We start from the raw sequence: 19,505 nt of genomic DNA on the forward strand, positions 1-19,505 counted from the left end.
CGTCCCCCGAGGCCCGGTGACCCGCGCGGCGGCGTTGTCCACAGGCCCGCCGCACTGTCAGCCCTCGCCAGTAGGGTGTGAGACATGGCCGATCCCTCCAGCTACCGCCCCAAGCCGGGACAGATCCCGGACTCGCCAGGGGTGTACAGGTTCCGTGACGAGCACCGCCGGGTGATCTACGTCGGAAAGGCGAAGAGCCTGCGCCAGCGCCTGGCGAACTACTTCCAGGACCTGGCCGGACTCCACCCCCGCACCCGCAGCATGGTCACCACGGCCGCGTCCGTGGAATGGACCGTGGTGTCCACGGAGGTCGAGGCCCTGCAGCTGGAGTACTCCTGGATCAAGGAGTTCGACCCCCGGTTCAACGTCAAGTACCGCGACGACAAGAGCTACCCGTACCTCGCGGTGACGATGAACGAGGAGTTCCCGCGCGTCCAGGTGATGCGCGGCCACAAGCGCAAGGGCGTGCGCTACTTCGGGCCGTACGGGCACGCCTGGGCGATCCGCGACACCGTGGACCTCCTGCTGCGCGTCTTCCCGGTGCGCACCTGCTCGGCGGGTGTCTTCAAGAACGCCGCCCGCACCGGCCGGCCCTGTCTGCTCGGCTACATCGGCAAGTGCTCCGCCCCCTGCGTCGAGCGCGTCTCCGCCGACGAACACCGCGAACTGGCCGAGGAGTTCTGCGACTTCATGGCCGGGCGTACGGGGACGTACCTGCGCCGCCTCGAGAAGCAGATGACCCAGGCGGCCGAGGAGATGGAGTACGAGCGGGCGGCCCGCCTGCGCGACGACATCGAGGCCCTGAAGAAGGCCATGGAGAAGAACGCGGTCGTGCTCGCCGACGCGACCGACGCCGACCTGATCGCGGTCGCCGAGGACGAGCTGGAGGCGGCCGTCCAGATCTTCCACGTCCGCGGCGGACGCGTGCGCGGGCAGCGCGGCTGGGTCACCGACAAGGTCGAGGAGATCACCACCGGTGCCCTCGTCGAACACGCGCTGCAGCAGCTCTACGGCGAGGAGAAGGGCGACTCCGTCCCCAAGGAGGTCCTCGTCCCGGCCCTGCCCGACCCCGTCGAGCCCGTCCAGGAGTGGCTCACCGAGCGCCGCGGCTCCGCGGTCTCGCTGCGCATCCCGCAGCGCGGCGACAAGAAGGCCCTGATGGAGACGGTGGAGCGCAACGCCCAGCAGGCGCTCGTGCTGCACAAGACCAAGCGGGCCTCCGACCTGACCACGCGCTCGCGTGCCCTGGAGGAGATCGCCGAGGCCCTCGACCTGGACAGCGCCCCCCTCCGCATCGAGTGCTACGACATCTCCCACCTCCAGGGCGACGACGTGGTGGCCTCCATGGTCGTCTTCGAGGACGGCCTGCAGCGCAAGAGCGAGTACCGCCGCTTCCAGATCAAGGGCTTCGAGGGGCAGGACGACGTCCGCTCGATGCACGAGGTGATCAACCGTCGCTTCCGGCGCTACCTCGCGGAGAAGGAGAAGACGGGGGAGTGGGCCGACGGCGAGAACACGCTCACCGAGGAGGACGGCCGCCCCAAGAAGTTCGCCTACCCGCCCCAGCTCGTCGTCGTGGACGGCGGACAGCCCCAGGTCGCCGCGGCCAAGAAGGCCCTGGACGAGCTCGGTATCGACGACGTCGCCGTGTGCGGCCTCGCCAAGCGCCTGGAGGAGGTGTGGCTGCCGGACGAGGACGACCCGGTGGTCCTGCCCCGCACCAGCGAGGGCCTCTACCTGCTGCAGCGCGTCCGTGACGAGGCGCACCGCTTCGCGATCACCTACCAGCGCACCAAACGGGCCAAGCGCTTCAGGTCGAGCCCCCTGGACGACGTGCCGGGACTCGGGGACACACGCAAGCAGGCACTGCTGAAACATTTCGGTTCGCTCAAGAAACTACGATCCGCCACCATCGACCAGATCTGCGAGGTCCCCGGCATAGGCCGCAAGACGGCCGAGACGATCGCCGTCGCCCTCGCCCAGGCGGCCCCGGCCGCGCCCGCCGTGAACACGGCGACTGGAGAGATCATGGAGGAGGAACCCTCCAGCAAGGGTTCCAGCGGGCAGCCCGTAGCCATGGGTGCCCCGGACGAACGACGGGGGCAGGAGACATGAATGTGAACGAGCACGACGGGCAAGAAAGCCAGGCCGGAGACGGAGTACAGGTGAGTACGGGCAGCGACACACCCGGGGCGGTCCCCGAGGCGGCCATCCCGGAGCTGGTGATCATTTCGGGCATGTCGGGTGCGGGCAGGTCGACCGCCGCCAAGTGTCTGGAGGACCTCGGCTGGTTCGTCGTCGACAACCTGCCGCCCGCGCTGATCCCCACCATGGTGGAGCTCGGCGCCCGCTCGCAGGGCAACGTCGCCAGGATCGCGGTCGTCGTCGACGTCCGCGGCCGCCGCTTCTTCGACAACCTCCGCGAGTCCCTCGCCGACCTGGAGGCCAAGCACGTCACCCGGCGGATCGTGTTCCTGGAGTCCTCCGACGACGCCCTGGTGCGTCGCTTCGAGTCGGTCCGCCGCCCGCACCCCCTCCAGGGCGACGGCCGCATCGTCGACGGCATCGCCGCCGAGCGCGAGCTGCTGCGCGAGCTGCGCGGCGACGCCGACCTGGTGATCGACACCTCCAGCCTGAACGTGCACGAGCTGCGCGCCAAGATGGACGCCCAGTTCGCCGGCGAGGAGGAGCCCGAGCTGCGGGCCACCGTCATGTCCTTCGGCTTCAAGTACGGCCTCCCGGTCGACGCCGACCTGGTCGCGGACATGCGCTTTTTGCCCAACCCGCACTGGGTCCCGGAGCTGCGCCCCTTCACCGGCCTGAACGAAGAGGTCGCGGCGTACGTCTTCAACCAGCCCGGCGCCAAGGAGTTCCTCGACCGCTATGCCGAGCTGCTGCGCCTCATCGCGGCCGGCTACCGCCGCGAGGGCAAGCGGTACGTGACCATCGCCATCGGCTGCACGGGCGGCAAGCACCGCTCGGTGGCCATGTCGGAGAAGCTCGCCGCACGTCTTGCGGCCGAGGGCGTGGAGACGGTGGTCGTGCACCGGGACATGGGACGCGAATGACGGAGCGTTCTCCGCGGCTGAGCAGGCTGCGCCGGGTCGTGCCCGAGTCCCGCTCGGGCCGGCCCGTGGAGGCCCGCGGCGCCCGGCCGCGCCGCCGCGGCGCCCAGCCCAAGGTGGTCGCCCTCGGCGGCGGCATGGGCCTGTCCGCCTCGCTCGCCGCGCTGCGCCGGATCACCGGCGACCTCACCGCCGTCGTCACCGTGGCCGACGACGGCGGCTCCAGCGGCCGCCTGCGTGACGAACTGGGCGTGCTCCCGCCCGGCGACCTGCGCAAGGCGCTGGCCGCGCTGTGCGGCGACGACGACTGGGGACAGACCTGGGCCCGCGTCATCCAGCACCGCTTCCAGTCCAAGGGCGACCTGCACGAACACGCGGTCGGCAACCTTCTGATCGTCGCCCTGTGGGAGCAGCTGGGCGACCATGTCCAGGCCCTCGACCTGGTCGGCAAGCTGCTCGGCGCGCACGGGCGCGTGCTGCCCATGTCCGCCGTACCCCTGGAGCTGCAGGCTCTGGTCAAGGGGCACGACCCGGAGCGGCCCGAGGACGTCGACACCGTGCGGGGACAGGCGACTGTGGCGCTCACGCCGGGCGAGGTGCAGTCCGTGCACCTCGTTCCGAACGACCCGCCCGCCGTCCCCGAGGCCGTCGAGGCGGTCCTGGACGCCGACTGGGTCGTCCTCGGCCCCGGTTCCTGGTTCTCCTCGGTCATCCCGCACCTGCTCGTGCCCGAACTCCTGGACGCCCTCACCGAGACGAAGGCACGCCGGGTACTCTCGCTGAACCTCGCGCCGCAGCCCGGAGAAACCGAGGGCTTCTCCCCGCAGCGTCATTTGGAGGTTTTGGGACGACACGCCCCTAAACTCGCCCTGGACGTGGTGCTGGCCGACGAGGCCGCGGTGCCCGACCGCGACGTGCTCACCGAGGCCGCCGAGCGGTTCGGTGCCGCGGTCGAGCTGGCGCCGGTGGCCCGGAGGGACGGAACTCCGCGGCACGACCCGGAGCTGCTGGCCGCCGCGTACGACCGTATTTTTCGGATGCATGGAAGGATCGGCCCATGGCGATGACGGCAGCGGTGAAGGACGAGATCTCCCGGCTCCCCGTCACCCGGACCTGCTGCAGAAAGGCGGAGGTCTCCGCCATTCTGCGGTTCGCCGGCGGCCTCCACCTGGTCAGCGGGCGCATCGTGATCGAAGCGGAGCTGGACACCGCGATGGCGGCGCGGCGCCTGAAGCGGGACATCCTGGAGATCTTCGGCCACAGTTCCGAACTGATCGTGATGGCGCCGGGCGGACTGCGCCGCGGTTCGCGCTACGTCGTACGGGTCGTCGCCGGCGGTGACCAGCTGGCCCGGCAGACCGGCCTGGTCGACGGCCGCGGCCGCCCGATCCGGGGTCTGCCCCCGCAGGTGGTCTCGGGGGCCACCTGCGACGCGGAGGCCGCCTGGCGCGGCGCCTTCCTGGCGCACGGCTCCCTGACCGAGCCCGGCCGCTCCTCCTCCCTGGAGGTGACCTGCCCCGGCCCGGAGGCCGCGCTCGCCCTGGTCGGCGCCGCCCGCCGGCTGTCGATCGCCGCGAAGGCGCGCGAGGTGCGCGGCGTGGACCGCGTGGTCGTCCGTGACGGCGACGCGATCGGTGCCCTGCTCACCCGCCTCGGCGCGCACGAGTCGGTGCTGGCCTGGGAGGAGCGCCGGATGCGCCGCGAGGTGCGGGCCACGGCGAACCGTCTCGCCAACTTCGACGACGCCAATCTGCGCCGCTCCGCACGCGCGGCCGTCGCCGCCGGCGCCCGCGTCCAGCGCGCCCTGGAGATCCTCGGCGACGAGGTGCCCGAGCACCTCGCGGCCGCAGGACGGCTGCGCATGGAGCACAAGCAGGCCTCGCTGGAGGAGCTGGGCGCGCTCGCCGACCCGCCGCTGACCAAGGACGCCGTCGCCGGCCGTATCCGCCGGCTCCTCGCGATGGCCGACAAGCGCGCCTCCGACCTCGGCATCCCGGGCACGGAGTCCAGCATCACCGAGGAGATGGCCGACAACCTGGTCGGCTGAGCCCCGCAGTCCAACACACCGGTGCCGACGCCCACTTGGGCCGTCGGCACCGGTTTTCTCTGTCTTTGAGGCGCCCTTGACTCGGCCGTGTAGTGGCATGAGCCTGGCAAGACTTTCGTCACCGTGACGAAGGACTGCTAGGGGGGTTCATGAGACACAGAGCGAGATCGATCCTCGCTGTCGGCGCGCTCCTGCTCGGCGGAGCGGGCCTCGCACCCATCGCCCAGGCACAGAACGGAAGTTCGCAGGGATCCGACCCCACCGAGGTCAAGGTCTACCGCGCCGACGTCACCGCCCAGCAGGTACCCCTGCTGCTGGCCGCCGGACAGGACGGCGACGAACTCAGCGACCAGGTCCCGGAGAAGGGCACCGCCTCGGTCGAGCTCTACCTCACCGGTCAACAGGCCCACAAGCTGGAGAAGCAGGGCGTCGCCCTGACCGAGCACACGCTTTCGGCCAGGGCCGCGAGGCGCGTGGAGGCCGCCGGCCAAGGCGTCTTCCGCCCGTACAGCGGAAGCGGCGGCCTCAAGGAGGAGATCGTCCGGACCGGTCAGCAGAATCCCGGCCTCACCAAGGTCGTCTCCATCGGCAAGACCGTCAACGGACAGGACATCCTCGCCCTGAAACTCACCAAGGACGCGAAGAAGTCCAAGGACGGCTCGAAGCCCTCCGTCCTCTACCTGTCCAACCAGCACGCGCGCGAGTGGATCACGCCGGAGATGACCCGCCGGCTGATGCACTACTACCTGGACCACTACAAGACCGACCAGCGCATCAAGAAGATCGTGGACTCCACCGAGCTGTGGTTCGTGATCTCGGCCAACCCCGACGGCTACGACTACACCTTCAAGAACTCCGAGACCCGCCTGTGGCGCAAGAACCTGCGGGACGTCAACGGCGACGGCGTCATATCCACCGGTGACGGCGTCGACCTCAACCGCAACTTCGCCTACAAGTGGGGCTACGACGACGAGGGTTCGTCCCCCAACCCCACCAGCGAGACCTATCGCGGCGCGAGCCCGGCCTCCGAGCCCGAGACCAGGGCGCTGGACGCCTTCGAGAAGCGCATCGGCTTCACGTACGCCATCAACTACCACTCCGCCGCCGAACTCCTCCTCTACGGCGTCGGCTGGCAGGTCGCCACCCCGACCCCCGACGACGTGGTCTACAAGGCCCTCGCCGGTTCGCCGGACCACTCCGCGATCCCCGGTTACCGCCCGCAGGTCTCCTCCGAGCTGTACACCACCAACGGCGAGGCGGACGGACACGCGGCGAACGTCAACGGCATATCGATGTTCACCCCGGAGATGTCGACGTGTCAGACCGCGTCGAACATCGACCCGAACGACCAGTGGAACGCGGCCGACTGCCAGTCCGTCTTCAACTTCCCGGACGACGAGAAGCTGATCCAGCAGGAGTTCGAGAAGAACATCCCGTTCGCGCTGTCGGTCGCCGAGACCGCCCCGCACCCCGACACACCGTCCTCCTCGCTCGGCCTGACCGCCGCCGACTTCACCCCGGCGAAGTTCGCCACGTCGTACGCGCGCGGCGCCGACCAGGAGGTCTCCGTCGTCGTACGCAAGGCCGTGCGCGACAAGGAGCTCAAGTACCGCGTCAACGGCGGCCGTACGCAGGATGAGGGGCTCAGGGCCTGGAAGGGCGGCGAGACCTACGGCGGTGACGACAACCTGCACTTCGACGAGTACCGGGCCAAGGTCAGGGACGGCGCCCCGGGCGACAAGGTCGAGGTGTGGTTCACCGGCAAGGCCAGGAACGGCAAGAAGGTCTCCAGCGAGCACTTCACCTACACCGTCGCCCAGCGGGCCAAGGCCGACACGCTCGTCGTCGCCGAGGAAGGCGCGACCGCCACGCAGGCGCAGACGTACGTGGACGCGCTGAAGGCGAACGGCCGCAAGGCGATCGTCTGGGACGTCGCCACCCAGGGCGCACCCGACGCGCTCGGCGTGCTGAAGCACTTCAAGACCGTCGTCCACTACACCGGGGCGAGCGTCCCGGGCAACGCCACCCAGCTCCAGCTGCGCGCCTATCTCAACGAGGGCGGCAAGCTGATCGAGGCGGGCGAGCAGGCCGGCGGCAGCGTCGACCTCGGCGGGGGCACCCTGTCGAACGACTTCAGCCAGTACTACCTGGGCGCCTACTCCCGTACGTCGACCCCCGGGGCCACCGGCTTCACCGGCTCCGGCAAGCTCGACGGCTTCAGCGGGGCGCTCGGTGCCGCCACCGGCAACCCGCTCGACAAGGCGGGCACCTACAGCGTCACATCCGACTCGCTGCCCGCCGACAAGTACCCGCAGTTCGCCAGTGCGGGCGCAGGCCAGTTCGCCGGGACCGTCAACCCGTACGGGCCGTACGCAGGCTCGTACATGGCGGCCGCCGTCCACACCGATGACGCCTACAAGCGCCTCACCCGCACCATCGACCTCACGGGTGTCACCGCGGCCCAGCAGCCCACCCTGCGCAGCCAGTTGCTCTGGGACACCGAGCCCGGCTACGACCACGTCATCGTCGAGGCCCACACCACCGGCGCCGACGACTGGACGACCCTGCCGGAGAAGGGCGGAGCGACCCGCCAGACCGTACCGAGCGAGTGCGGGGCGGGCTTCCTGGTGAACGAGCACCCGTGGCTCAAGCACTACCTGACCATCGCGAACAACGACTGCACCGCGACCGGCACGAGCGGTTCCTGGAACAGCCTCACCGGCGCCTCCAACGGCTGGGAGCAGGTCAACTTCGACCTGAGCGCCTACGCCGGCAAGTCCGTCGAGGTCTCCCTCAGCTACGTCACCGACCCGGGCACCGGCGGCCACGGCGTCCTCGCCGACGACGCCTCGCTCGTCATCGGCGGCACGCCGACCCAGACCGAGGGCTTCGAGACGTCGCTCGGCGCCTGGAGCGTGTCCGGACCGCCCGCGGGCAGCCCGGCCGTCCTCAAGGACTGGGCGCGCACCGGAGCCCTGTTCAGGACATACGGAGCGATCACCACCGACCGGACCGTGCTGCTGGGCTTCGGCCTGGAGCACGTCAGCGCGGCGGCCGACCGCAACAGCCTCGTCAAGAAGGCGCTCGCGGCCCTGGAAGGGTGAACACCCCGGTCAACGATGACTAGCTCTCCGTAGTCAAAAAGAGTGATCAGAACTTTCGTCCCGGGCGGTCCGTACCCCTACTGGCGGGTACGGACCGCCTGCCCATGTATGGGGCGTCTCGATGTCACTCCGGGGCCCTCAGGGAGGTAGGGTCGGGGGTGGTCGGGGACATCCCAAACAGAGCTCGCCGGCACCGCATGGCCGGCGTACCAACGAGGAGATCGGTTCGTGACGATCCGCGTAGGCATCAACGGCTTCGGTCGTATCGGTCGCAACTACTTCCGCGCGCTGCTGGAGCAGGGTGCAGACATCGAGATCGTGGCTGTCAACGACCTGGGTGACACCGCGACCACCGCCCACCTGCTCAAATACGACACCATCCTAGGCCGCCTCAAGGCCGAGGTGTCGCACACCGCCGACACGATCACCGTCGACGGGCACACCATCAAGGTTCTTTCCGAGCGCAACCCCGCCGACATCCCGTGGGGCGAGCTCGGCGTCGACATCGTCGTCGAGTCGACGGGCATCTTCACGAAGAAGGCCGACGCCGAGAAGCACATCGCCGGCGGCGCCAAGAAGGTCCTCATCTCGGCTCCGGCCAAGGACGAGGACATCACCATCGTGATGGGCGTCAACCAGGACAAGTACGACGCGGCCAACCACCACGTCATCTCCAACGCCTCCTGCACCACCAACTGTGTGGCGCCGATGGCGAAGGTCCTCGACGAGAACTTCGGCATCGTCAAGGGCCTGATGACGACGGTCCACGCGTACACCAACGACCAGCGCATCCTCGACTTCCCGCACTCGGACCTGCGCCGCGCCCGCGCCGCCGCCGAGAACATCATCCCGACCACCACCGGTGCCGCCAAGGCCACCGCCCTGGTCCTGCCGCAGCTCAAGGGCAAGCTGGACGGCATCGCCATGCGCGTCCCGGTCCCCACCGGCTCGGCCACCGACCTGGTCGTGACGCTGCAGCGCGAGGTCACCAAGGACGAGGTCAACGCCGCGTTCAAGAAGGCCTCCGAGGACGGCGACCTCAAGGGCTACCTGTCGTACACCGAGGACCCGATCGTCTCCTCGGACATCGTCAGCGACCCGGCCTCCTGCACCTTCGACTCCTCCCTGACCATGGTCCAGGAGGGCAACTCGGTGAAGATCCTCGGCTGGTACGACAACGAGTGGGGCTACTCCAACCGCCTCGTCGACCTGACGGTCTTCGTCGGCAACCAGCTCTGATCTGACCCACAGAGCAGGCAACTCGATGTGAACGCAGGGCTCGGGCAGCGCAGGGACGCGCCGCCCGGGCCCTGACTCACGTACGGATCAGCCCTCGTACGATCAGAGCAGCCCTCACCAGGAGTCCTCACATGAAGACGATCGACGAACTTCTCGCCGACGGCGTGGACGGCAAGCGGGTCTTCGTCCGCGCCGACCTCAACGTGCCGCTCGCCGACGGCCTCATCACCGACGACGGCCGCATCCGCGCCGTCCTGCCCACCGTCAAGGCCCTCGCGGACGCGGGCGCCAAGGTGGTCGTGGCCTCGCACCTCGGCCGCCCCAAGGGCGCGCCGGACCCGGCCTTCTCCCTGCTTCCGGCCGCCGAGCGGCTCGGTGAACTCCTGGGCGCCCCCGTGGCCTTCGCCCAGGACACCGTCGGCCCCGCCGCCCACGCGGCCGTCGACGGCCTCGAGCCGGGCCAGGTCGCGGTCATCGAGAACCTGCGCTTCAACGCGGGCGAAACCTCCAAGGACGACGCCGAGCGCGGCGAGTTCGCGGACCAGCTGGCCGCCCTCGCGGACGTCTACGTCGGCGACGGCTTCGGCGCTGTGCACCGTAAGCACGCCTCGGTATTCGACCTCCCGGCGCGTCTGCCGCACGCCGCCGGCTACCTCATCGCGAACGAGGTCGCCGTACTGAAGAAGCTCACCGAAGACGTGCAGCGCCCGTACGTCGTCGCCCTCGGCGGCGCCAAGGTCTCCGACAAGCTCGCCGTCATCGACCAGCTGCTCGGCAAGGCCGACCGCCTGCTCATCGGCGGCGGCATGGCGTACACCTTCCTCAAGGCCAAGGGCTACGAGATCGGCAAGTCCCTCCTGCAGGAGGACCAGATCCCGGCGGTCCTCGAGTACATCGAGCGCGCCGAGAAGACCGGCGTCGAGCTGGTGCTGCCCGTCGACACCCTGGTCTCCACGGACTTCCCCGACCTCAAGACCAAGGCCCCGGCCAACCCCACCACCGTCGCCGCGGACGCCATCCCGGCCGACCAGGAGGGCCTGGACATCGGTCCGGAGACCCGCAAGCTGTACGCCTCGAAGATCGCCGACGCCGCCACCGTCTTCTGGAACGGCCCGATGGGCGTCTTCGAGCACCCCGATTTCGCCGAGGGCACCAAGGCGGTCGCCCAGGCCCTCCTCGACTCCCCGGCCTTCACGGTCGTCGGCGGCGGCGACTCCGCCGCGGCCGTGCGCCTCCTGGGCTTCGACGAGAACGCATTCGGCCACATCTCGACCGGCGGCGGCGCCTCCCTCGAATACCTCGAGGGCAAGACGCTCCCCGGCCTCGCCGCACTGGAGGACTGACCTACATGAGCACGCGCACGCCGCTGATGGCGGGCAACTGGAAGATGAACCTCAACCACCTCGAGGCCATCGCCCACGTCCAGAAGCTCGCCTTCGCCCTCGCGGACAAGGACTACGAGGCCGTCGAGGTCGCCGTCCTGCCGCCCTTCACCGACCTGCGCTCCGTGCAGACCCTGGTCGACGGCGACAAGCTCAAGATCAAGTACGGTGCCCAGGACCTCTCGGCGCACGACTCCGGCGCCTACACCGGCGAGATCTCCGGCGCCATGCTGGCCAAGCTGAAGTGCACGTTCGTGGCGATCGGCCACTCCGAGCGCCGCCAGTACCACAACGAGACCGACGAGCTGGTCAACGCCAAGGTCAAGGCCGCCTACAAGCACGGCCTGACCCCGATCCTGTGCGTCGGCGAGGAGCTCGAGGTCCGCGAGGCGGGCAACCACGTCACGCACACGCTCGCCCAGGTCGAGGGCGGTCTGAAGGACCTCCCGGCCGAACAGGCCGAGTCGATCGTGATCGCCTACGAGCCCGTCTGGGCCATCGGCACCGGCAAGGTCTGCGGCGCCGAGGACGCCCAGGAGGTCTGCGCCGCCATCCGCGGCAAGATCGCCGAGCTGTACACCCAGGAGCTGGCCGACCAGGTCCGCATCCAGTACGGCGGCTCCGTCAAGGCCGGCAACGTCGCCGAGATCATGGCGCAGGCCGACATCGACGGCGCCCTGGTCGGCGGTGCCTCGCTGGACGCGGACGAGTTCGTCAAGATCGTGCGCTTCCGCGACCAGTGACACGAGCTGGGAGTATGCGGTAGCGGCGATACGTCGTACCCTTGCGGGGGCACAGCCTGGTCGCTGTGCCCCCGTCGTCCATCCGAATCCGAGGAAGTTGGTCCAGCCGTGGTTTTGGGGTTCTCGATCGCCCTGATCGTCTTCAGCCTGCTGCTGATGCTGCTGGTGCTGATGCACAAGGGGAAGGGCGGCGGCCTCTCCGACATGTTCGGTGGCGGCATGCAGTCGTCCGTCGGCGGCTCCTCGGTCGCCGAGCGCAACCTCGACCGGATCACCGTGGTGATCGGTCTGCTCTGGTTCGCGTGCATTGTCGTACTCGGCATCCTCATGAAGACGAACAGCTGAGCAGCGACGCACACAGCACGTACATTCCGCACGTAAGGCCCCATGTTCGGTACGCGCAGCTGAGCGCGGCCTATCATGGGGCTTGCGTCTAGGTGTGGGGGGTGTAACTCCAATCACTGGACGCGCGTTGGGCCTTACGTAGACTGAGGCGCTCGCAACGAAGCGAAACGCCGACTCGCTTCGCGGCACCATCACGCAGGGAGTTACGACCGTGGCAAGTGGCAACGCGATCCGAGGAAGCCGGGTCGGGGCGGGGCCGATGGGCGAGGCCGAGCGCGGCGAGTCCGCGCCGCGTCTGCGCATCTCCTTCTGGTGCTCGAACGGGCACGAGACGCAGCCCAGCTTCGCCAGCGACGCGCAGGTTCCCGAGACCTGGGACTGCCCGCGCTGCGGCTTCCCCGCCGGACAGGACCGGGACAACCCGCCGGACCCGCCGCGCACCGAGCCCTACAAGACGCACCTCGCGTACGTCAGGGAGCGGCGCAGTGACGCGGACGGCGAGGCGATCCTCGCCGAGGCGCTCGCCAAACTGCGGGGCGAGATCTAGGAGTTGAGAGCCGGCCGGGCACCGAGGGGTGCCTGGCCGGAGCTGTTTCGTACCCGGCCCCCGGCCGCCTGAGGACCGATTGTCAGTGCTGCCCTCTACGGTTTGTGCATCGGCAGATCGTGAGGGGGAGTTGTGGCGACGGTCGAGGAGGCGGGCAGCCCTGCGCCCGCGTGGCGCGGGGGATTCGGGCGGCTGTGGACGGCCGCGGTGGTGTCCCGGTTCGGAGACGCGCTGCGAGGTGCGGCACTGCCCCTGCTCGCCGCTTCCCTGACCGACAGCCCCCTGCTCATCGCGTCCGTGACAGCCTGCGGCTATCTGCCCTGGATCGTCTTCGGACTGCTCGGCGGCGCGGTCGCGGACCGGGTGGACCAGCGGCGCGCCATGTGGACGGTGGATGCGCTTCGAGGACTGCTCGTCGCCGCCTTCGCCGTGGCCGTCGCGCTCGGCCATGCCTCGATCGCGCTGCTCATCGTGCTGGCCTTCGTGCTGACCACCCTCCAGACGCTCTTCGACAACGCTTCCACGGCCCTGCTGCCCGTCCTGGTGGATCAGGAGGCGCTCGGCAGTGCCAATGCCCGGCTGATGACGGGACAGCAGATCGCGGGCGGCCTGATAGGGGCACCGGCGGTGCCGCTGCTGCTGGCCGCCGGAGCCGCCGTCCCCTTCATGGCCGACGCGGGTACGTTCCTGGTGGCCGCCGCGCTGGTCGCCTCGCTGCGCACCGCCGCACCGGAGCGCGGGCCGAAGCGGGCGGGCAGCACACTGCGCCGGGAGATCGCGGAGGGGCTGCGGACCCTGTGGCGCGACCGGGCCCTGCGCGGGCTGTGCGCCGCGACCGCGCTGTGCAACATCGGCATGGGCGCTCTCATCGCCACCCTGGTCGTCCTGGTCACCCGCCGGCTGGACGCGGGCACCGCCGGATACGCGGTGGCGACCACCGCCTACACGGTCGGCGGCCTGGCCGGGGGAGTCGTGAACCGGCAGCTCACCACCCGCCTCGGGTCCATGCGGGCCGTACTGCTCGCAGGCCTCGTACAGATAGCCGCCCTCGTCGTCATGGGCAGCGTGCCCAGCCTGACCGCGACGGCGGCGGCACTCGCCGTGTTCGGCTTCATGGGAATGGTGTGGAACGTCAACACGACCACACTGATGCAGCAGCGCACCCCCGCCGACCTGCTCGGCCGGGTCAGCTCCGCCTTCCGTACCCTGGCCGTCGCCGGGGCTCCGCTGGGCGCCCTGCTCGGCGGCGCGGTCGCCACCGCCTGGGGCCCGAACACACCGCCCCTGCTCACCGCCGCCTTCTTCGTCCTGTCGGTCCTCGCGCTGATACCCGCCCGCAAGCCGGACGTACCTGTGGATGCGCCGCACGGCGACACCACGACGGCCCATGTCACGCGCTGATCAACTAGGTTGGGACCGGCAGCGGGGCACGGCAGGAAAGAAGGCTGAAGTCCGAAATGAACGCAGACGTCCGTAACAGGCTCAACCAGACGCCCGAGTGGACCGCGCTGGCCAAGCACCGTGAGGAGCTCGGCGAAGTGCGGCTGCGGGACCTGTTCGCCGCCGACCCGGGACGCGGCGCCGGGTACACACTCCAGGTCGGCGACCTGTACATCGACTACTCCAAGCACCTCGTCACCGACGAGACCCTGCGGCTGCTGCGCGAGCTGGCCGCCGCCACCGACGTGTTCGGACTGCGGGACGCCATGTTCCGCGGCGAGAAGATCAACACGACCGAGAACCGCGCCGTACTGCACACCGCGCTGCGCGCCCCGCGCGAGGCGGTGGTCGAGGTCGACGGGGAGAACGTCGTCCCGGGTGTGCACGCCGTGCTCGACAAGATGGCCGAGTTCGCCGAGCGGGTCCGCTCCGGTGCCTGGACGGGCCACACCGGCAAGCGCATCAAGAACGTCGTCAACATCGGTATCGGCGGCTCCGACCTGGGCCCGGCGATGGCCTACGAGGTGCTGCGCAGCTACACCGACCGCGATCTCACGGTCCGCTTCGTGTCGAACGTCGACGGCGCCGACCTGCACGAGGCGATCCGTGATCTGGACGCGGCGGAGACCCTGTTCGTCATCGCCTCCAAGACCTTCACCACCATCGAGACGATCACGAACGCGACCTCGGCGCGGGAGTGGCTGCTCGGTGAGCTGAAAGCCGGTCAGGAGGCCGTCGCCCGGCACTTCGTGGCGCTGTCGACGAACGCCGGGAAGGTGTCGGAGTTCGGCATCGACACGGCCAACATGTTCGAGTTCTGGGACTGGGTCGGCGGCCGGTACTCGTATGACTCAGCGATCGGGCTGGCGCTGATGATCGCCATCGGCCCGGATCGCTTCCGGGAGATGCTCGACGGGTTCCGGCTGGTGGACGAGCACTTCAGGTCGGCGCCCGCCGAGTCCAACGTGCCCTTGCTGCTGGGCCTGTTGGGCATCTGGTACGGCAACTTCCATGACGCCCAGTCGCATGCGGTGCTGCCGTACAGCCACTACCTCTCCAGGTTCACCGCCTATCTGCAGCAGCTGGACATGGAGTCCAACGGCAAGTACGTGGGCCGGGACGGGCGGGAGGTGGAGTGGCAGACGGGGCCGGTGGTGTGGGGCACGCCGGGCACCAACGGACAGCACGCCTACTACCAGCTGATCCATCAGGGCACAAAGCTGATCCCGGCCGATTTCATCGGGTTCGCCGAACCGGTGGCCGAGCTGAGCGAGGGGCTCAAGGCGCAGCACGACCTGCTGATGGCGAACTTCTTCGCGCAGACGCAGGCCCTCGCCTTCGGCAAGACACCGGACGAAGTGCGGGCCGAGGGCGTGCCGGAGGAGCTGGTGGCGCACAAGACGTTCAAGGGCAATCACCCGACGACGACGATCCTGGCGCGCGAGCTGACGCCGTCCGTGCTGGGTCAGTTGGTCGCGCTGTACGAGCACAAGGTGTTCGTGCAGGGTGCGGTGTGGAACATCGACTCCTTCGACCAGTGGGGCGTCGAGCTCGGCAAGGTACTGGCCAAGCGGGTCGAGCCCGCACTGACTGAGGGAGCTGAGGTGGCGGGCCTGGACGAGTCCAGCAAGGCGCTGGTCGCCAAGTACCGGGAGCTGCGGGGGCGGGCGTAGCGCTGCCGCTACGGCTGGGGGAAGCGAGCGGTGCCTGACCGTTCGCTTTCCGGCGCCGTGCAACTCGCGGGAAAACCCAGGGCAGTTGAGGTGCAGCCTTCAGCGTCAGGCCACCGCGCTGAGGGTGTCCGCGAGCCGTCGTCTTGCCGCGCGTGCCGCCGGGAGGGCGGCGAGTGCGGCCGCGCCGAGCACCGCGGCGGCGGCGAGGAGCACGAGCAGGACCGGCGGCGGGTTCTGGGCGATCCCGGCGCCGATGCCGCTGGACCTGCCCTGGGAGTTGATGAGCCAGTGCGCGAGCGGAGTGCCCAGGGCCGTACCGAGGAGGACGGCGGCCAGGGCGGTGCAGCCGGTGGCCGTGACGGTGATCGCGGTGATCTGGCGCGGGGACAGACCGATGGCCTTGAGGGCGAGCAGATCGCGTTCGCCCTCGCGGACGGTACCGCCGATCGCGGTGAGCAGTTCGACGAGCCCGATGAGAGCCAGGACGGCGATCAGGCCGAGGACGACCGAGCGCAGGGGGGAGAGCCCGTCGGCCGGGTTGGTGACGGCGTGCACGTCGAGCCGGCCGTGTCCGGCGGCGGCCAGTCGGCCGGCGACCGCGTGCGGGTCGGATCCGGGGCGCAGGCGGAGCTGGTAGAGGGTGGGAGTGAGGCGCGGGTCGTTCTCGCGGAGGGTGTCGAGGGAGGTGGAGATGACCCGGCCGGCGTTCTCCGGTTCGATGCTGCGGCCCACGATGTGCAGGATCTGCGGCTGGTCGCCGACCGTCATCCGCACCCAGTCGCCGACGCGGACGTCCAGCAGGTCCAGGAGCCCCTGCCCGGCCACCGCCTCGTCGCTGCCGCGGGCGGGCCGGCCCTCGGCCAGGGTGTACGGGTAGGGGTTGTGGCTGGTGCCGAGACCGCGCAGGGCGATCGTGGCCGTCTGGCCCGGCACCAGGGCGGCGACCTCGACACCCGGGTAGACGGCGGCGACCTGCGGGTCGCGCTGCAGCAGGGCACGGGCGTCCCGGTCGCTCAGACCCGCGTCGGCGTGGACGGTGAGTGCGGCCGGCAGCCCGATCTGCTCGGGCCTGCTGTGGAAGCGGTCGATGGTGGTCCAGGCACTCATCGCCACGACGATCAGCAACAGCGGCAGGGCCAGCCGGGCCACGGTGGCCAGGGACCGCAGCCGACGGACCGAGGCAGTGTGCCAGCCCAGCACCAAAGCGGGCGGCACCCCCAGCCCCAGCGCCCGTCGGGCCAGGCCGGAGAGATGCCCGCCGGAGGGTGTGATCTGCTGCAGGCTCGTGGTGCGGCGGGCGGGAGCGCCGGGTGGCGGTGGGGCTGCGGCTTCCAGGCCCAGTGCCCGACGGGCCAGGCCCAGGCCTCTGCCGCCCGTGCTCGCAGGTCGGGCCGCCGGGACCGGTGGTACGCGGCCCGCTCGCCAGGCTGCGAGGGCCGTCGTTGCGCCGATGAAGAGGACGGCGCCCGCCGGGATGGCGACGAGGGTCGGGGTGTGGCCGGGCAGGCCCTGCCATACGCCGAGGGCGTCTCCGAGGCGGCCGGGGAAGCGGCTGCCCAGGGACTGGGTGAGCGTTGCCGCGGCCGCGGCGCCGAGGACGGCGTAGGCGATGTGCTGGAACAGGAACACGCGGACGACCTGGGCCGGGGTGAAGCCGATCGCCTTCAGTACCGAGATGTCGCGCAGGTGACCGCGGATGCGGGTGGCTATCGCGCCGTGGACGGCGAGACCCGCGGCGACCAGTGCGCCCAGGCCGAACAGGCCCAGGACCTGGCCAAGGAGCCGGTTGTCGCCCTGTGCCTCGGCGCGGGCCTGCTGCCAGGTGGAGACCTCGCCGATGGCGCCCGCGCCGAGGGCGGTGACGGCGCGCTGGACGGCGTAGTCCGTGTCCTCGGGATCCGTCAGGCGCAGACCGATGACCTGGCCGGTGGGGTGGGGCACCGCGGAGGGGAGGGCCCAGACCAGGCCCGGCTGCTCGTTCGCGCGGTAGCGGGGCTCCGCGCTGTCGGCCACGCCCACGACGGTCACCGTCCGGGCCGTACCCGGCAGGGTGAGCGTGTCGCCCGGCTCGGCGAGCAGGGCGCGGGCGAGGCGGCTCTCCAGGACCACGCCGTCGGGGGTGGCCGGGTTCAGCCAGTGGCCTGCGGTGAGCAGCGGACGGCCGACGGTGGGGCGCTCGGCAGTGGCGCGCAGTTCGACCGAGGCGCGGGTGCCGCGTGAGGCGAGGGTGGCGACGGCGGTGGGGTAGGGGCCGGCGACGGACTCCACACCGTCCAGGCCGGTCAGCTTTCCCACCTGGGCGGACCTGCCCGTGTGGATCCAGACGTGCGCGCCGCGCTCCTGGGTGAAGATCCGCTGCCAGGGGTTGGTGGCGTACCCGAACAGAGCCGTGGCCAGCAGCAGCGACACGACGATCCCGGCGGTGGCGAGGACCAGGAACAGCGCCTCGCCGCGGTGTGTGCGCAGATCGGAGTGCGCCCAGCGCAGAGTTGCTCGCATACGGCTCAGGCCTTCCGGGGATCGTCGTACACCCGCATGTCAGTCCCTGAGCTCCAGCACCCCGGATATCCCGCTGCGGCGGGACGCCCCGGTGCCGTCCAGCTCGGCGTCGTCGGCGATCCGGCCGTCGAAGAAGCTGATCACACGGTCCGCGGCGCTCGCCAGCCGGGCGTCATGGGTGACCAGCACGATCGTCTGGCCGCGCTGGTGGAAGCGGGACAGCAGCCGCATCACCTCACGGGTGCCCTTGCTGTCCAGGCTGCCCGCGGGTTCGTCGGCCAGGAGGAGGGGAGGGTGGTTGACCAGGGCGCGGGCCAGCGCGACCCGCTGCTGCTCGCCGCCGGACAGCTCGCCCGGCATGCTCCGCTCCTTGCCGTCCAGCCCCAGTTCGCCGAGCAGCTGCTCCCGCTCGGCCCGCGCCTGCTTCGGAGCGACCCCCGCGAGCAGTGCCGGCAGCTCCACGTTGTCGGAAACCGACAGATTGGAGACGAGGTTGAAGAACTGGAAGACGATCCCGATCCGCTTCCTGCGCTCCACCGCCCAGCGTGCCTCGCTCCACGCGTCCGTGCGCTCACCGTCCAGCCGGATGCTGCCGCCGTCCGGCCGCTGCAGCCCGCCCAGCAGATGCAGCAAGGTCGACTTTCCGGCCCCGGAGGGACCGGTGACGGCCACGAACTCGCCCTGCCGGACGCACAGGTCGACCCCGCGCACGGCATGCGCCGGCGCGCCCTCGCCGTAGTGCGTCTTGACCAGGCCTTCTGCGTACAGCACGGGAGCGGGACTGTCGCTCACTCCAGCTCCTCCAGCTCTTCCTGGCACCTCTCCAGCCAGTCGAGGTCGGCCTGCAGGTGCAGCATCGCGCCCTCGATCAGCAGATGGGCGATGCGGTTGTCGCGGTCTTCGGCGGCGGCCAGCTTCGACAGGTCGCGCATGGTGTTGAGGTACTGGCGCCGCTGCTTGTTGATCAGGGCGATCTGCTCGGCGAGACCGGTCTGCGGAGCGAGCGCCAGCTTCATGAAGAACTCGTCCCGCACCCGCGGCTCGTCCTCCGGCTCCTCGAACCAGGCGCGCAGCGCCTCCCGCCCGGTGTCGGTGAGGTGGTAGACCTTTTTGTTGGGCCGGCTCGACTGCTCGACGTCCTCGCCCTCGATCAGGCCTTGCTTCTCGAGGCGACCGAGGGTTACGTAGATCTGGCCGACGTTCGGCTGAGGGTACGCGGAGCCCAGCAGTTGCTCAAGGTCCTGTTTGAGCTCGTAGCCGTGGGCCGGACCGCGTGCCAGGAGTGCCAGGAGGGGCAGGCGCACTCGTGCTGTCCTCCTGTCCTCGGAATGTGCTCCAGGCCCTAGTATCGCGCATACCTAACAGGTATACATGGCCTCTGACTCCGGGCGAAGATGCCCGGCGCCGGTGTACAGGGAGGA

At 70.1% G+C, this 19,505-nt stretch carries 15 protein-coding genes; 12 read left to right on the top strand and 3 right to left on the bottom strand.

The genetic code is table 11. The features are described 5' to 3' along the window. The first annotated feature begins 84 nt into the window (after window positions 1-84). The 12 genes from uvrC to pgi all read left to right on the top strand — a co-directional run bounded on the left by uvrC (window position 85) and on the right by pgi (window position 15,585). Window positions 85-2,115 (top strand): excinuclease ABC subunit UvrC, encoded by a 2,031-nt coding sequence (gene uvrC, locus ACFY1U_RS04560; RefSeq protein WP_390692646.1) that lies wholly within the window; start codon window positions 85-87, stop codon window positions 2,113-2,115. Then, on the top strand, window positions 2,112-3,068 hold the full coding sequence (gene rapZ / locus ACFY1U_RS04565; RefSeq protein ID WP_390692647.1) for an RNase adapter RapZ: 957 nt from the start codon (window positions 2,112-2,114) through the stop codon (window positions 3,066-3,068). The genes uvrC and rapZ overlap by 4 nt, the downstream gene beginning before the upstream one ends. Next, window positions 3,065-4,132 (top strand): uridine diphosphate-N-acetylglucosamine-binding protein YvcK, encoded by a 1,068-nt coding sequence (gene yvcK, locus ACFY1U_RS04570; protein ID WP_390692648.1) that lies wholly within the window; start codon window positions 3,065-3,067, stop codon window positions 4,130-4,132. The genes rapZ and yvcK overlap by 4 nt, the downstream gene beginning before the upstream one ends. Continuing rightward, entirely contained in the window at window positions 4,123-5,112 is a 990-nt protein-coding gene (gene whiA, locus ACFY1U_RS04575) for a DNA-binding protein WhiA (RefSeq protein ID WP_030933313.1), read from the top strand. Before yvcK ends, whiA begins: the two co-directional genes overlap by 10 nt. Before the next feature lie 149 nt (window positions 5,113-5,261). After that, a complete protein-coding gene (locus ACFY1U_RS04580; RefSeq protein WP_390692649.1) occupies window positions 5,262-8,216 on the top strand; it encodes a M14 family zinc carboxypeptidase in 2,955 nt (984 codons plus the stop codon). Between the two features lie 228 nt (window positions 8,217-8,444). After that, window positions 8,445-9,455: a type I glyceraldehyde-3-phosphate dehydrogenase gene (gene gap / locus ACFY1U_RS04585; RefSeq protein WP_057618359.1), complete on the top strand. Its 1,011-nt coding sequence runs from the start codon at window positions 8,445-8,447 to the stop codon at window positions 9,453-9,455. Between the two features lie 131 nt (window positions 9,456-9,586). Next, entirely contained in the window at window positions 9,587-10,798 is a 1,212-nt protein-coding gene (locus tag ACFY1U_RS04590; RefSeq protein ID WP_344403890.1) for a phosphoglycerate kinase, read from the top strand. 5 nt (window positions 10,799-10,803) lie between these two features. Continuing rightward, a complete protein-coding gene (gene tpiA, locus ACFY1U_RS04595) occupies window positions 10,804-11,580 on the top strand; it encodes a triose-phosphate isomerase (protein WP_390692650.1) in 777 nt (258 codons plus the stop codon). Between the two features lie 114 nt (window positions 11,581-11,694). Further along, a complete protein-coding gene (secG, locus tag ACFY1U_RS04600) occupies window positions 11,695-11,925 on the top strand; it encodes a preprotein translocase subunit SecG (RefSeq protein WP_207228689.1) in 231 nt (76 codons plus the stop codon). 211 nt (window positions 11,926-12,136) lie between these two features. Continuing rightward, a complete protein-coding gene (locus ACFY1U_RS04605; RefSeq protein ID WP_003976875.1) occupies window positions 12,137-12,472 on the top strand; it encodes an RNA polymerase-binding protein RbpA in 336 nt (111 codons plus the stop codon). Window positions 12,473-12,604: 132 nt separating this feature from the next. After that, complete coding sequence (locus tag ACFY1U_RS04610; RefSeq protein ID WP_390692651.1) at window positions 12,605-13,873, top strand: MFS transporter; 1,269 nt, start codon at window positions 12,605-12,607, stop codon at window positions 13,871-13,873. A gap of 56 nt (window positions 13,874-13,929) precedes the next feature. Further along, window positions 13,930-15,585, top strand: a complete 1,656-nt coding sequence (gene pgi / locus ACFY1U_RS04615; RefSeq protein ID WP_390692652.1) for a glucose-6-phosphate isomerase — start codon at window positions 13,930-13,932, stop codon at window positions 15,583-15,585. 105 nt (window positions 15,586-15,690) lie between these two features. Here pgi and ACFY1U_RS04620 read toward each other — a convergent pair whose 3' ends face one another. From ACFY1U_RS04620 to ACFY1U_RS04630, 3 genes are read right to left on the bottom strand one after another with little or no spacing between them, the layout of a single operon-like run. Then, a complete protein-coding gene (locus ACFY1U_RS04620; RefSeq protein WP_390692653.1) occupies window positions 15,691-18,084 on the bottom strand; it encodes an ABC transporter permease in 2,394 nt (797 codons plus the stop codon). A 39-nt stretch (window positions 18,085-18,123) separates the two neighbouring features. Then, window positions 18,124-18,876, bottom strand: coding sequence for an ABC transporter ATP-binding protein (locus ACFY1U_RS04625; protein ID WP_390692654.1), 753 nt, complete (start codon window positions 18,874-18,876; stop codon window positions 18,124-18,126). Further along, window positions 18,873-19,388, bottom strand: coding sequence for a PadR family transcriptional regulator (locus ACFY1U_RS04630; protein WP_030933343.1), 516 nt, complete (start codon window positions 19,386-19,388; stop codon window positions 18,873-18,875). Before ACFY1U_RS04630 ends, ACFY1U_RS04625 begins: the two co-directional genes overlap by 4 nt. Between the last annotated feature and the right edge of the window lie 117 nt (window positions 19,389-19,505).

Origin of the sequence: Streptomyces sp. NPDC001351, from assembly GCF_042896045.1 — a bacterium.
In the GTDB taxonomy this organism is placed as follows: domain Bacteria; phylum Actinomycetota; class Actinomycetes; order Streptomycetales; family Streptomycetaceae; genus Streptomyces.